The organism is Kitasatospora sp. NPDC091257, assembly GCF_044757675.1.
In the GTDB taxonomy this organism is placed as follows: domain Bacteria; phylum Actinomycetota; class Actinomycetes; order Streptomycetales; family Streptomycetaceae; genus Kitasatospora; species Kitasatospora lactacystinica.
The window spans coordinates 1-13,603 of record NZ_JBIVVI010000090.1 but is presented as its reverse complement, the minus strand read 5'-3'; the positions used below and the strand labels follow the sequence as shown (position 1 = coordinate 13,603).

10 protein-coding genes and 1 riboswitch are annotated in these 13,603 nt (G+C 74.4%); of the genes, 3 read left to right on the top strand and 7 right to left on the bottom strand.

Annotated features, from left to right (window positions below; all coding sequences use genetic code 11):
- Positions 1 to 39: 39 nt before the first annotated feature.
- Positions 40 to 2,355 (bottom strand): 5-methyltetrahydropteroyltriglutamate--homocysteine S-methyltransferase, encoded by a 2,316-nt coding sequence (gene metE, locus ACIQOV_RS06700; RefSeq protein ID WP_401045677.1) that lies wholly within the window; start codon positions 2,353 to 2,355, stop codon positions 40 to 42.
- Between the two features lie 155 nt (positions 2,356 to 2,510).
- Positions 2,511 to 2,740, bottom strand: a riboswitch (cobalamin riboswitch).
- A 115-nt stretch (positions 2,741 to 2,855) separates the two neighbouring features.
- On the opposite strand from metE, the gene cobF reads away from it, so the two are divergent.
- Positions 2,856 to 3,614, top strand: coding sequence for a precorrin-6A synthase (deacetylating) (gene cobF / locus ACIQOV_RS06695; RefSeq protein ID WP_401045674.1), 759 nt, complete (start codon positions 2,856 to 2,858; stop codon positions 3,612 to 3,614).
- 312 nt (positions 3,615 to 3,926) lie between these two features.
- On the opposite strand, the gene ACIQOV_RS06690 is transcribed toward cobF, so the two are convergent.
- From ACIQOV_RS06690 to ACIQOV_RS06670, 5 genes are all read right to left on the bottom strand, one after another.
- On the bottom strand, positions 3,927 to 4,379 hold the full coding sequence (locus tag ACIQOV_RS06690) for a MarR family winged helix-turn-helix transcriptional regulator (protein ID WP_401045672.1): 453 nt from the start codon (positions 4,377 to 4,379) through the stop codon (positions 3,927 to 3,929).
- A complete protein-coding gene (locus tag ACIQOV_RS06685; protein ID WP_401045669.1) occupies positions 4,379 to 5,842 on the bottom strand; it encodes an MFS transporter in 1,464 nt (487 codons plus the stop codon). The genes ACIQOV_RS06690 and ACIQOV_RS06685 overlap by 1 nt, the downstream gene beginning before the upstream one ends.
- A 152-nt stretch (positions 5,843 to 5,994) precedes the next feature.
- Entirely contained in the window at positions 5,995 to 6,351 is a 357-nt protein-coding gene (locus ACIQOV_RS06680; protein ID WP_380545188.1) for a zinc ribbon domain-containing protein YjdM, read from the bottom strand.
- A 158-nt stretch (positions 6,352 to 6,509) separates the two neighbouring features.
- Positions 6,510 to 8,642 (bottom strand): HelD family protein, encoded by a 2,133-nt coding sequence (locus ACIQOV_RS06675; RefSeq protein ID WP_401045665.1) that lies wholly within the window; start codon positions 8,640 to 8,642, stop codon positions 6,510 to 6,512.
- A 117-nt stretch (positions 8,643 to 8,759) separates the two neighbouring features.
- A complete protein-coding gene (locus tag ACIQOV_RS06670) occupies positions 8,760 to 10,379 on the bottom strand; it encodes an ADP-ribosyltransferase domain-containing protein (RefSeq protein WP_401045662.1) in 1,620 nt (539 codons plus the stop codon).
- Between the two features lie 274 nt (positions 10,380 to 10,653).
- On the opposite strand from ACIQOV_RS06670, the gene ACIQOV_RS06665 reads away from it, so the two are divergent.
- On the top strand, positions 10,654 to 11,340 hold the full coding sequence (locus ACIQOV_RS06665; RefSeq protein ID WP_380545184.1) for a macro domain-containing protein: 687 nt from the start codon (positions 10,654 to 10,656) through the stop codon (positions 11,338 to 11,340).
- Positions 11,341 to 11,484: 144 nt separating this feature from the next.
- On the opposite strand, the gene ACIQOV_RS06660 is transcribed toward ACIQOV_RS06665, so the two are convergent.
- Positions 11,485 to 12,147: a TetR/AcrR family transcriptional regulator gene (locus ACIQOV_RS06660; protein ID WP_401045658.1), complete on the bottom strand. Its 663-nt coding sequence runs from the start codon at positions 12,145 to 12,147 to the stop codon at positions 11,485 to 11,487.
- 99 nt (positions 12,148 to 12,246) lie between these two features.
- Between ACIQOV_RS06660 and ACIQOV_RS06655 the strand changes: the two genes are divergently transcribed.
- Positions 12,247 to 13,260: a zinc-binding dehydrogenase gene (locus tag ACIQOV_RS06655; RefSeq protein ID WP_401045656.1), complete on the top strand. Its 1,014-nt coding sequence runs from the start codon at positions 12,247 to 12,249 to the stop codon at positions 13,258 to 13,260.
- Positions 13,261 to 13,603: the final 343 nt, after the last annotated feature.

Here is a 13,603-nt window from a genome sequence, read left to right as displayed (position 1 = left end):
GTGGGCGCGGCGGCCTTGCCGCGCCCACCCCGGCCGCCGTCAGCCGGCCAGTTCCTCGCGCAGCAGGCGGGCGGCGCCGACCAGGCTCTCCAGCGAGGCCCGGGTCTCCGTCCAGCCGCGGGTCTTCAGCCCGCAGTCCGGGTTGACCCAGAGCCGCTCCGCCGGGATCGCCGCCAGGCCCGCGCGCAACAACGAGACGGCTTCGTCGGTGCTCGGGACGCGCGGGGAGTGGATGTCCCAGACGCCGGGGCCGACCTCGCGCGGGTAGCCCGCCTCGGCCAGCTCGCCGGCCACCTCCATGCGGGAGCGGGTGGCCTCCAGGGAGATGACGTCGGCGTCGAGTTCGTCGATCGCGGTCATGATCGCGCCGAACTCGGCGTAGCACATGTGGGTGTGGATCTGGGTGTCCGTGCGGACGCCGGAGGTGGCGAGGCGGAAGGCCTCGGTGGCCCAGGCCAGGTACGCCGGGCGGGCGGCGGCCCGCAGCGGGAGGGTCTCGCGCAGCGCCGGCTCGTCGACCTGCACGACGGCGGCGCCGGCCGCCTCCAGGTCGACGACCTCGTCGCGCAGGGCGAGGGCCACCTGCCGGGCGGTGTCGGCGAGCGGCTGGTCGTCGCGGACGAAGGACCAGGCGAGCATGGTGACCGGGCCGGTCAGCATGCCCTTGACCGGGCGGTCGGTCAGGCCCTGCGCGTAGCCGAACCAGTCGGTGGTCATCGGGTGCGGACGGGAGATGTCCCCGGCCAGCACCGGCGGGCGCACGTACCGGGTGCCGTACGACTGGACCCAGCCGTGCCGGGTGGCGAGGTAGCCGGTGAGCTGCTCGGCGAAGTACTGGACCATGTCGTTGCGCTCGGGCTCGCCGTGCACCAGGACGTCCAGCCCGGCCTTCTCCTGGTAGGCGACGACCTCGCGGACCTCCGCCTCCATCCGCTCCCGGTAGGCCGGGGCATCGATCCGACCCACCGTCAGATCGGCGCGGGCGGTGCGCAGTTCGGTGGTCTGGGGAAAGGAGCCGATGGTGGTGGTCGGCAACAGCGGCAGCCCGAGCCGGGCGCGCTGGGCCTCGGCCCGCTGCGGGTACGCCTGGGCGCGCCGGGTGTCGTCGGCGGTGACGGCGGCGGCGCGGGCGCGCACCGCCGGGTCGCGGGTGATCGGGGAGTTGGCGCGGGAGGCGAGGTCGGCGCGGTTGGCGGCGAGCTCGGCGGTGATCGCGCCGGTGCCCTCGCGCAGGCCCCGGGCGAGCAGTGCCGCCTCGCCGGCCTTCTGTCGGGCGAAGGCCAGCCAGCGGGCGATCTGCGGGTCGATGTCGCGCTCCGCGGCGGCGTCGATCGGCACGTGCAGCAGCGAGCAGGACGGCGCCACGTCGACGGTGCCGGCGAGGCCGAGCAGGGTCGCCAGGGTCACCAGCGACTTCTCCAGGTCGTTGATCCAGATGTTGCGCCCGTCGATCACCCCCGCCACCAGCCGCTTGCCGGGCAGACCGCCGGCGGCGGCGAGGTCCTCCAGGTTGGCGGCGGCCGGGCCGGTGAAGTCCAGCGCCAGGCCCTCGACCGGGGCCTTGGCCAGCACCGGCAGCGCCTCGCCGAGCCGGTCGAAGTAGCTCGCGACCAGCAGCTTGGGCCGCTCGGTGAGACCGCCCAGCTCGCGGTAGGCGCGGGCAGCCGCGTTGAGCTCGGCCGGGGTGCGGTCCTGCACCAGCGCGGGCTCGTCCAGCTGCACCCACGCGGCGCCGGCGGCACGCAACTCGGCCAGCAGCCGGGCGTAGACGGGCAGCAGCCGGTCCAGCAGGGTGATCGGCTGGAAGTCCGCGCCCACCCCGGGCGCCGGCTTGGCGAGCAGCAGGTAGCTGACCGGCCCGACCAGCACCGGCCGGGCGGCGTGGCCGAGCAGCAGCGCCTCGCGCAGCTCGCCGACCGCCTTGGCCGGGTTCGCGGCGAACACCGTGTCCGGGCCCAACTCCGGTACCAGGTAGTGGTAGTTGGTGTCGAACCACTTGGTCATCTCCAACGGAGCGACGTCCTGGTTGCCGCGCGCCATCGCGAAGTACCCGGCCAGCGGGTCGGCGTCGACCGCCTCCCGGTGCCGCGGCGGGATCGCGCCGACCGCCACGGTGGTGTCCAGCACGTGGTCGTAGAGCGAGAAGTCGCCGGTCGGCACTTCTGCGACCCCCGCCTCGACGAGCTGCGCCCAGTTCGTCCGACGCAGGTCGGCGGCGGTCGCCAGCAGCGCCTCGGCCGCGACCGCGCCCTTCCAGTACCCCTCGATCGCCTTCTTCACTTCACGGCCCCGGCCCTGGCGGGGGTAGCCGTGGGCGGTGGCGACGCTCGCCGCGGCTGCGGACTTCGTGGTCAAGGGACTCTCCTTCGCGAGTCTGGATCCTCAAGTGCCCGGTGACGGCACGAGGACGCGAAGGGATGACGGACCGGACGGACGACCGCACCCGTGCGCGGCTCCGCCCGATATGGTCGCCGACCCGCCCACGAGGTCACCGGATGGCCGCGCGCGAACGCTCGCGCACGGGCAGTGGCAGGTCTTCGGACTCGCGGGCACACCCACCTCGGCCGAAACCGGGGCGGACACCTACTGGCCGTCGCTTCCCAGACCCGTCCCGGGTCCAGTGCGTATGACGGCGGTCGTTCCCACTCACCGCTGCGGGGCAGTCCCGGATTCCCACCGGGTTCCCTCTTGCGACGCGCCTGCCTGGCGGACAGGGCGAACCAGCTGCACCGCCAGCTTAGGGGCAAACCCTCGGCGTCGAGGCGGAAATCCCGCAAGGCGTCCGCGTGGTGAGACGCAGACTCCGCGCCCGGCCCCGGGCGGCGCACCCGGGGGCGGACGGCAGAATGTCTCCCATGCGGCACATCTTCGTCATCGGCATCGGCGCGGGCGACCCCGACCACCTCACCCTGCAGGCGGTCAAGGCGATCGGTCGCACCGACGTCTTCTTCATCCTCGACAAGAGCGAGGAACGGCAGGACTTGATCGGGCTGCGTCGCCGGATGCTGGCCGACCACGGACGGCCCGGGCACCGCGTGGTCGAGGCGCCGGACGCCGAACGGGACCGCGCCACCCCCGCGTACGCGGCCGCCGTGGACGACTGGCGCGTCCGCCGCGCCGATCTGGTCGAACGGCTGGTCGCCGAGCACCTCGGCCCGGGCGAGAACGGCGCCTTCCTGGTCTGGGGCGACCCCGCCCTCTACGACAGCGTCATCGCCGTGGTGGACGACGTGTCGAACCGGGGCGGCGTGCCCTTCGCGTACGAGGTGGTCCCGGGCATCAGCAGCGTCTCCGCGCTCGCCGCCCGGCACCGCACCACGCTGACCCGGGTCGGCCGGCCGGTGCAGATCACCACCGGCCGCCGCCTCGCCGAGGGGTTCCCCGAGGGGGTGGACGACGTGGTGGTGATGCTCGACGGCCGGGCCGCCTTCGCCGGGATCGACCCCGAGGGGCTGGAGATCCGCTACGGCGCCTACCTCGGCACCCCCGACGAGGTGCTCGTCTCCGGTCCGCTCGCCGAGGCCGCCCCTCGCATCCGCGAGCTGCGTGAGCGGGCCCGGGAGCGCAAGGGCTGGATCATGGACACCTACCTGCTGCGACGCTCGGACGGCTGACCCGACGCCTGCCCCACGCCTGCCGGACACCTGCCGGGCGCCCGGCGCCGGGCGCCCGGCGATCCGGGCGTCGCCGACGGCGATGGCGGAGCAGTTCCCGAACAGCCCGCACGATCGGCGTGCGGGCCTGCGAAGAACGGCGATTGACGGACCATCAAGGGCAGTGGGCCCCGGCGGTCGGCAGCACGGCAGCGGAACGGGAACAGCGGCCCGGACTCATGCATGCCGTCTCCGTCCTCGCGGAAAACACGGATCACCCGCGGCCGGTGTCCCGACTCCCGGATCCACGCCCGCCGCGTCGGGCGGCAGCCCTCAGTCCAGGAGCTTCGCCATCACCCGGTCGAGCGCGCGGAGGTCCTCCGGCGGCAGCGCGAGCAGCGCGTCCGGCGGCGTGGCGAGGATCCCGGTGGCGAGCGCGGCCTTGGCCTCGCCCTCCTCGGTGAGGTGGACCAGCTTGGAGCGCCGGTCCGCCGGGTTGGTGATGCGCTCGGCGAGCCCGCGCCGCGCCAGGTCGTCCACGATGACGCTGGTGTACGGCGGGTCGGCGGTCAGCCGCTCGGCCAGCTCCCGCAGGGTGATCGGGCCGGCGGCGAGCCGGCGCAGCGCCCTGACCCGGCTGAAGCTCATGCCGAGGGCTTCGGCGACGGTCCTGCGGCGGTCGTGGCGCTCCAGCACGAGCGCGTACATCCCCTGCCAGACCCGGGCCGCCGTCGCGGCGTCCGTCCCGCCCCCCTCCGGGTGCCCACCGGTGTCGAGGCGCTCCATCAGGCGTCCACCGTCTCCTTCGTCTCCGTGCTTCCCTCGGCCGCCTCCTCGGCGGCGAGCCGCCGCGCCGTGCGCTCGGCCGTCGCCCGGGCCCAGCGGCCGGAAGTGAGCGTACCGGTGACCAGCACGGCGGCGCCGCAGCCGGCGATGATCCACCATGCCGTCCGGGCCGCCCCGGTGAAGGCCGCCGGGTCCGCGAGGGCGCTGCCGGCCATCAGGGCGCCGGTGACCGCGACGCCCAGGGACTGGCCGACCTGTCGGCTGGTGGAGGCCACCGCCGCCGCCACCCCGGCCTGCGAGCGGGGCATCCCGGAGACGGCGGTGTTGGTGATGGGCGCGTTGACCAGGCCGAAGCCGGTACCGAAGAGCAGGAAGGCGAGGACCAGCAGCCAGGTCGGCAGGTGCTCGGAGTAGCCGACCGCCTGGAGCACGGCGCTCGCGGTCAGCGCCGCCCCGGCCAGCAGCAGCGGCGTGCGCGGCCCCCGGGCGGCCACCATCCGGCCGGACAGCGGCGCGGTGAGCAGCGACATGACCGCCATCGGCAGCATGAACAGTCCGGCGTGCAGCGGGTCGAGCCCGCGGACGTCCTGGAGGTACAGGGAGGTGAGGAAGAGGAAGCCGCCGAGGCCGGCGAAGGCGGCGACCGCGATGACGGTGGCGCCGGAGAAGGGCGCGGAGCGGAAGAACCGCAGGTCGATCAGCGGGTCGGTGCGCCGGGGTTCGTACCGCAGCAGGCCCAGCAGCGCGCCCAGGGAGGCCGCCGTGCAGCCGAGCACCACGGGCGAGGTCCAGCCGCGCTCCGGTGACTCGATGATCGCGTAGGTGAGGGCGGCGAGCACGACGACGACCAGCAGCTGGCCGACCGGGTCCACCCGGCGGGTGCGGGCCTCCCGCGACTCCGGCACGTAGCGGGTGGTGAGGAAGAGGGCGGCCAGGCCGATCGGGACGTTGATCCAGAAGATCGCCCGCCAGCCGGCCGACTCCACCAGCGCCCCGCCGATGATCGGCCCGGCGGCCATGCTGATGCCCACCACGCCGCTCCAGACGCCGATCGCCCGGGCGCGCTGCCGGGAGTCGGTGAAGGTGTTGCTGATGATCGACATGGCGACGGGGTTGAGCATCGATCCGCCGACCGCCTGGAGCATCCGCGCGGCGATCAGCCAGCCGAGCCCGGGGGCCAGGCTGCACAGCAGGGAGGCCGCGGTGAACACCACCAGTCCGATCCGGAACACCCGGCGGCGGCCGATCCGGTCGGCGGTCGAGCCGGAGAGCATCAGCAGGCTCGCCAGCACCAGGGTGTAGGCGTCGACCGTCCACTGCAGGCCGGACACCGTGGTGTCCAGGTCACGCCGGACGGCGGGCAGGGCCACGTTCAGGATGGTGTTGTCGAGGCTGACGATCAGCAGGCTCATGCAGCAGATGGCGAGCACGAGCCAGGGCCGCGGTCGAGCGGCATCGGGCATGGCGAACGCTCCAGAGTTATTTGTGTTGTTGTAATCATTGTGATGCTACAACTAATCCGGGCGGCGGCTCCACCCCCGACCGGCCCCGGACAGCGCAACGGCCGCGCCCCGCCGATCTCCTCGACGGGGCGCGGCCGCTGGGGGCCCGCGGATCAGGCCTTCTTGACCACGCCGGACTTGAGCTGCATGGCACCGAAGCCCTCGATGCGGCAGTCGATGTCGTGCCCGTCGACGCCGTCCACCAGGCGGATGTTGCGGACCTTGGTGCCGGCCTTGATGCCGGAGACGCTGCCCTTGACCTTCAGCGCCTTGACCACCGTCACGGTGTCGCCGTCGCTCAGCACGTTGCCGACGGCGTCCTTGATCACGCGCTCACCGGCCGGCGCGCCGGCCTGGTCGCCGCCGCCGGGCACCCACTCGTGGGCGCACTCGGGGCAGACCATGAGGGCGTTCATCTCATAGGTGTACTCACTGGAGCACTGCGGACACGGGGGAAGGTTGTCGCTCATGTGTTCAGGATATCCAGCTGTTCGGAGCTGATCCGGGCACGAGTGAGGAGGTCAGCGGGGGTGCCGGCACCGGTCGGCCGCCGCTTCCGGTGGGCACGGGGTCATGCCCGGCGGCCGCACCCGCCCGGCCTTCCCCACCCGCCTCCGCCGCCGGGCCGTCACCCGCCCAGCGGCGCGGGCAGCGGACGGGAGTGCAGGACGTACAGCCGGGAGACCGCCCGCGTCACCACCACGTACAGCCGGTGCAGGCCGCGCGCCTCGGCCTCCACGATGGCGGCCGGCTCCAGCACCACCACGTGGTCGTACTCCAGCCCCTTCACCAGCGAGGCCGGCAGCACCGTCACCCGCGCCGTGGTGCCGACCTGTTCGGCCGCCCCGGTCGGGATCCCCGCCGCGAGCAGCGCCTCGGCGGCCTCCGCCACCGCGCCGTCCGCCGCGATCACCGCGATCGAGCCCTCGCGCTCCAGCGCGGCCCGCACCGCCGCGACCACCGCTCCGCCCAGGCCGCCCCCGGCCACCCGCCGCACCGTCAGCTCCCCGTCCTGCCGCAGCGACACGGCCGGCGGCACGTCCACGTCCAGCGCGCCCAGCAGGGTGTTGGCGAGGGCCGTCACGGCGGCCGGGACCCGGAAGCCGGTGGTCAGCGGCACCACCGCGGCCTGCGGCTTGCCCAGGTGGGCGAGCTGCTCGGGCCAGCTGCGGGCGGCCCACGGGGCGGTCGCCTGGGCGAGGTCGCCGAGAACGGTCAGGGAGCCGAAGGCGCTGCGGCGGGCGATCGCCCGGCACTGCATCGGGGAGAGGTCCTGGGCCTCGTCCACCACGACGTGGCCGAAGCCGGCCGGGCGCTCGATCAGGCCGGCCACCTCGTCCAGCAGCATCAGGTCGTGCTCGGACCACGTGGCGCTCTTCTCCGAGCGCGGCGGCCGGCGCCACAGGATCGCCGCCTGCTCCTCGGGGCCGAGCACCCCCTCGGCGGCCTCGGCCAGCAGGGCGGGGTCGCTCAGCAGCGCGGCGACCACGGCCTCCGGGCGCAGATTCGGCCAGGCGGCCTCCAGGAAGGCGGCCACCGGCCCGCAGCGGCCGATCTTCCGCGACCAGGCGCCGGACCGGACGCCGGTCCGCCGCTCGGCCTGGTCCTGGAGCATCGCCACCACCCGGGTGCGCAGGCTCTCCCGGCCGATCGCGTACGGCGGCGCCTGCTCGCGCAGTTCGGCGACCGTCCGCTCCAGCCGCTCCGGGGGCACCCGCCACCGGTAGGAGCCGTCCGGTACGACCAGCGGCTCCGGGCCCGTCGCCCGGATGCGGCCGTACAGCGCCCGGCGCAGCACCGTCGCCATCCGCGCGTCCTGCTTGACCGCGGCGGCCCGCTCGTCGTCCACGGCGGCGACCGGCCGGGTGGCGACCAGGTCCTCGACGGTGCGCTGGGTGACGTCGATCTCGCCGAGCGCGGGGAGCACCTCGGCGATGTAGCGCAGGAAGGTCCGGTTGGGGCCGATGACCAGCAGGCCGCCGCGCTGGATCCGCTGCGGGAAGCTGTACAGCAGGTACGCGGCGCGGTGCAGCCCGACCGCGGTCTTGCCGCTGCCGGGCGCGCCCTGCACGCAGACCGACTCGCTCAGCTCGCCCCGCACCAGCACGTCCTGTTCGGGCTGGATGGTGGCGACGATGTCCCGCATCGGGCCGGTGCGGGGCCGCTCGATCTCGGCGGCCAGAATGCCGCCGGCACCGCCCTCGCCACCGTCCGCCGCACCGTCGCCCGCCGCACCGTCACCCGCCGCGTCGCCGTCCGCCGGGCCGTGCCCGCCGTCCGCGCCGAGGGGTTCGTCCTCCAGCCCGGTCAGCTCCTCCGGTGCGCCCAGGCTCCACGGCGCCCAGCCGAACCGGCGGCGCCGCGCGAGCCCGAGCGGGGCGTGGGCGCTCGCCTGGTAGAACGCCCGGGAGACCGGGGCCCGCCAGTCGACCACCAGCGGCGGCACCGTCGGATCCTCGGAGATCCGCCGGCGGCCCACGTAGTAGCGCTGTCGCCGGTGCTCCCCGGCCTCCGCGGTGTCGGCGAAGTCGAGGCGGCCGAAGAAGGACGGGCTCTCCGGCAGCTCCGTCATCCGCTTGGCGCGGGTGCGCAGGTACCGGCCGAGCGCCTCCGCGCCGGCACCGTCGCCGGAGACGTCCTCCGCGGCGGCGACCTGGTGGCCCGCGTCCTCGACCTGCCGGGCCGTCGCGACCCGGCAGACCTCGACGTAGGCCCGCTCCCGTTCCAGTTCGCCGTCCAGGTTCCGGATTTCCGAGGTCATCGTTCGCGCCCCTTCCCGCACAACGGGCTCATCTGCCGCTCGGAGTCCAGCATAACTTAACTCAGTAAAAATACTGACTCGGTTGCTGCTCCAGGGGGCGGGTTCGGCCCGGGCGCCTCAGGACACCAGGGGCGCCTCCTCCAGCTCGGTCAGCGTCACGGTGCACAGGCCACCGCGCTCCGCCCGGACGTCGGTGACCTCCAACTGCGTGCCGGGCAGCAGGATGAACTCCTCCTCGCCGGTGAACGCCGAGAAGTTCCTGATGCCGGCGGCCCGCACCGGACGCACCTCGAACAGCGTCCGCTTGCCCCGGCTGCCCAGGAAGGACCGCGCGACCCCGAGCTCGGAGGTGCAGGAGGAGACGCCCCACCACGTCACCGTCCTCCCGAGCGGGTACTGCCGCCGCAGGTCCAGCGAGACCCCGCGCCACAGCGGCGCGGTGCGGACGGGCAGCCGCGACACCGCCGCGAACAGCAGCCGCAGGTACGGCAGGTAGGGCACCAGCCGGCTGCGGTCCGGCGAGCGCAGCACCGCGTTGATCTCCCGGTAGAACGCGGACTCGCAGGTGTACAGGTACAGCGCGGCGATCTCGTCGGCGGACAGGCCGGTGGCCGCCTCGTCCGCCCGCCGCTTGCCGAAGTCGTGCGACAGCGACACGTGCCGGTCCAGGCCGCGCAGCAGCTCGGCGACCGGCGACACCGCCTCCCGGAAGCCCGTCGGCGGGGTGTCGAACACACCGGTGATCGCCGGCAGGACGAGGCCCTCGTCCTTCACCCCGGCGAGTCGGTCCAGGTAGAGCTGGTGCAGCTCCATGGTGGAGGCGATGAAGGCACCCATCCGCTCGGCGACCCCGGCCTCCGCCCCGCCGCCCTGCGCCGACGGCGCGTTCCACCCCGTGCTGGGCAGCCAGTCGACCTCGTCGGCACCGAGCGAGGCCAGGGCGGCGTTCACCGTGGCGAAGTGCTCGCCGTCGCAGAAGATGTCGCCCTGGGCCGCCGGGTTGGCGTGGTCGATGTGGCGGACCTCGACCTCGGGGTACTTCTCCTGCAGCCGCAGCACGACGTTCTTCAGGCTGCGGGCGTGCGCGCCCCACCAGGCGAAGACCACGTAGCGGTCCTCCTCGGCGGCCCGCTGCTTGGCGCGGAGGATCTCCTCGACGATCCGCTCGGCGACCGGCCGCCAGAACCCGGTGTGCTCGTCCGGCCCCATCGCGCCGTCGCTGCTCGCGGTGAGCGCCGCGTTCAGCAGCAGCACGCCCTGGGTCAGCATCGCCTGGAACCACTCCGGCGGCTGGACCGTCTCCTGCTTCTTCAGCAGCGCCCGTATGTCGGCGATCGGCGTCTTCTTGGGGATGCCGTACTTCCACATCGCCGCGGCCTTGATCAGGCAGCGGATGCTGATCACCCGGCCGAACTGGCTGTCCTTCCAGTCGTGGAAGGTGTTGTCGAACATCGCGATGCCGGTGGCGCTCTCCGGCCTCGGGTACGGGTTCTGGCCGAAGACGACGACCTTCCACCGGTGCGGCGCGTGCGGCTTGAGCGCCTGGAAGGTCAGCTCGCGGACCGGGACGACCTCCGGGCCGCGGCCCGGGCCGATGAACGAGGCCGCACCGGGCTGCGCCTCGATCACCGGCTTCAGCAGCGGCAGCCACGGCTCGCCGCCGCCCGTGAAGAGGTCGGCGAGGGCGAGCGGGTCGCTCGGGTCGGGCTGGGTGGCGGGGGTGTCGACAGCGCTCATGGTGGTGCAACTCCGGCTGATCGGGACCGTACGAATGTCAGACGAACGGCAGGTGATGGACCGTCAGCTTCCCTGGCGGACACCACAGTCCTACCAGCAGGGTCCGACAGTCCGGCCCGCGCCGACCGGCCGCCGACCGGCGCGGGCGAGGTGCCGACGGGACGCCGACGGAGCCCGGACGGAGCCCGGACGGATTGTCAGTGCCGGGCGCTAGCTTCGTCGGTGTCACCAAGAAACCGGCCCACCGGGCACCCCCGACCGACAGGAGCCCAGCATGACCACGGACCGCACCGAGCCGCCGCTCAAGGTGGTGCTGACCGACCTCAACGCGACGGTCGTGGAGTCCTGGCGGGCGGCCTTCGCCGACGTCCCCGGGATCGACATCCGGCACGCCTCGCTGCTCACCGCGAAGGCGGACGCCTGGGTCAGCCCCACCAACTCCCGCGGCCGGATGGACGGCGGAACGGACGCCGCGATCAAGCGCCACCTGGGCGCGGGCATCCAGCTGCGGGTCCAGAAGGCGATCCGCGAGCAGCACGCCGGCAGCCTCCCGGTCGGCAGCGCGGTCTGCGTCCCGTCCGGCGCCGTCAACCCGGCGTTCCTGATATCGGCCCCGACCATGCGGACCTCCTCGCAGAACGTCAGCGAGACCTTGAACGTGGCCCTGGCCTGCGCCGCCGCGTTCCAGGCCGTCCACCGGCAGAACCGGCTGCGGCCGGGCTCGATCCGGTCCGTCGCCCTGGTCGGCATGGGCGCCGCGACGGGCAAGGTCCCGCCCCGGGTCTGCGCCAACCTGATGTGGTCCGGCTACACCCTGTTCAACGACCACCACTTCGAGGACGACGACGACCTGCGCGCCACCGTCCTGGCCCAGTTGGACGACCTCGAAAAGGCGCCCGCCACCGAGCGGGTGCGCATCGTGCCGCCCGCACGCCGCGGTTCGCCCGCCCGCCGGGCCTGACCCCGCCCCGGAGCGGCCACCCGCACCGCCGCCCACCGCCGCACGGCCGCCGTGCGGCGGTGCCGACTCCGCCCCGCTCGCCCCGGCCGCCCTCCGCCCGGCCCCGGCCGGACGCCCGCCCCGCCCCGCCCCGCCCGCGAGCCCTCAGCCCGCCGTGAGCGCCAGCCGGATCCAGCGCTCGGACTCGGCGACCGCCAGCCCCACGTCAAAGGCCTTCGGAGCGGCCGCGGCCTGCACCACCAGCCCCTTGAGCAGCCCCACGAAGGCCAGCGCGAAGGCGCCCGGGTCCACGCCGGGGCGCAGCTCGCCCTCCCGCTGCCCCTGCCCGACCACCTCGGCCGCCCACGCCCGGGTCCGGGCGTCCAGTTCCGCCACCGCGGCGGTCAGCTCCGAGGCCCCCGCGAGCGCCTCCGCGCCCAGCACCACGAAGGCCCGGCCCAGGTCGGTCGGGTTGCGCACGCCCTCCAGGCAGCCGCGCGCGAACCCGCACAGCTCGTCCACCGCGCCCGCCCCGCTGCGCTCCGGCGCGGCCGCCGCCATCGCCTCGGCCAGCGCCGCGCCCTGGAGCCGGGCGAGCAGTGCGGCCTTCGACCCGAAGTAGTGGGTGGCCAGGCCCCGGCTGAAGCCCGCCTCCTCCCCCACCCCGGCCAGCGTGACCCCGGTGCTGCCGTGCTCGGCGATCAGCCGGGCGGCGGCGGCGATCAGCGCGGACTCGGCCCGGGCCCGCCGTTCGGCCTGGGTGCGGCGCGCGGGCGCCTCCCGGAGCGTCCCGGGTCCTCCGGTTCGGCCCTCATCGTGCGTAGACATGCCACCATGCTACGGTGAACTTGCTTGTTGGATAACAAGTAACTTCCGGAGCGGCGAACACTCCCCCGGCCCGCCGCCCCCGCGAGAAGGGAAGTCCTGATGACCGCCACGATGCTCGCCGGCCGGCTCGACGTCGCCAAGGGCGCCTTCGCCGTGGAGGAGGTCCCCGTCCCGGTGCCCGGTCCGGGCGAGGTGCTGATCAAGGTGGAGGCCGCCGGCGTCTGCCTCTCCGACGTCCACCTGATCGAGGGCATGCTCAAGCCGCTCTTCCTCAAGGGCGACAAGGTCACCCTCGGCCACGAGGTCGCGGGCACCGTGCACACCCTCGGCGAGGGCGTGACCACCGCGGCCGTCGGCGACCGGGTGCTGCTGCAGGCCGGCGAGAACCGCGACGGCGTCGTGCACACCCGCGGCGTGGACTACGACGGCGGCTGGGCCGAGTACGCGCTCGCCACCGCCACCACCCTGGTGCCCATACCGGACGAGCTCCCCTTCGAGCAGGCCTGTTTCATCCCCGACGCGGTCTCCACCCCCTGGGCCGCCATCACCGCCACCGGCGCCGTGCGGCCCGCCGAGGCGGTCGGCGTCTGGGGCGTCGGCGGCCTCGGCGCCCACGGCGTGCAGCTGCTGCGGGCCATCGGCGCCTTCCCGATCGTCGCCGTCGACCCGCTGCCGGCCGCCCGTGAGCGCGCCCTGGCCTTCGGCGCCGACGCGGCCCTCGACCCGACCGACCCCGCGTTCGCCCAGCTGCTGCGCGAGGCCACCGGCGGTCGCCCGCTGTCCGCCGCCTTCGACTTCGCCGGGGTCGCCCCGGTGCGCGAGCAGGCCATGGCCACCCTGGGCGAACACGGCCGCCTGGTGCTGGTCGGCCTCACCGACAAGCCGCTGACCGTCACCAACGGCACCCTGGTCAGCTACCTGCGCCAGCAGATCCGCGGCCACTACGGCTCCGAGGGCCAGGACGTCGTCGACCTGGTCAACCTGGTCCGCGGCGGCCGGCTCGACTTCTCCCGCTCGGTGAGCGGCACCTTCCCGCTGGCCGAGGCGGCCCGCGCGGTCGAGGCGCTGGAGCGCAAGGAGGGCAACCCGATCCGCCTGGTGCTCAAGCCCTGACCCGGCCCCGCCGACCCGGCGCCGCACCTCCGGACTGAGCCCGGTGGGTGCGGCGCCGCCTTTTCCCCGGCCGCTCCACCACCGGGACCCGCGGCACCGGGCCCGGCCCCGTCGCCGCCACCTCGGCCGACTCCCGGGACAGCACGCCCCCGCACCTCGACCCCACGCGCCCCGACCCCGGAGCACGCAGCACGCAGCACGCAGCCCAAACGCCCCAACTCCACGCCCCCGCACGGAAAATGGCATGCACGCCACTAGCCAACCGGCCAGTAGCACCCCTACCGTCGACTCTTCCGTGAGACTTCGACGGAGGAGTCCGCCTTGCGTTCACGCCAGCGCCCCC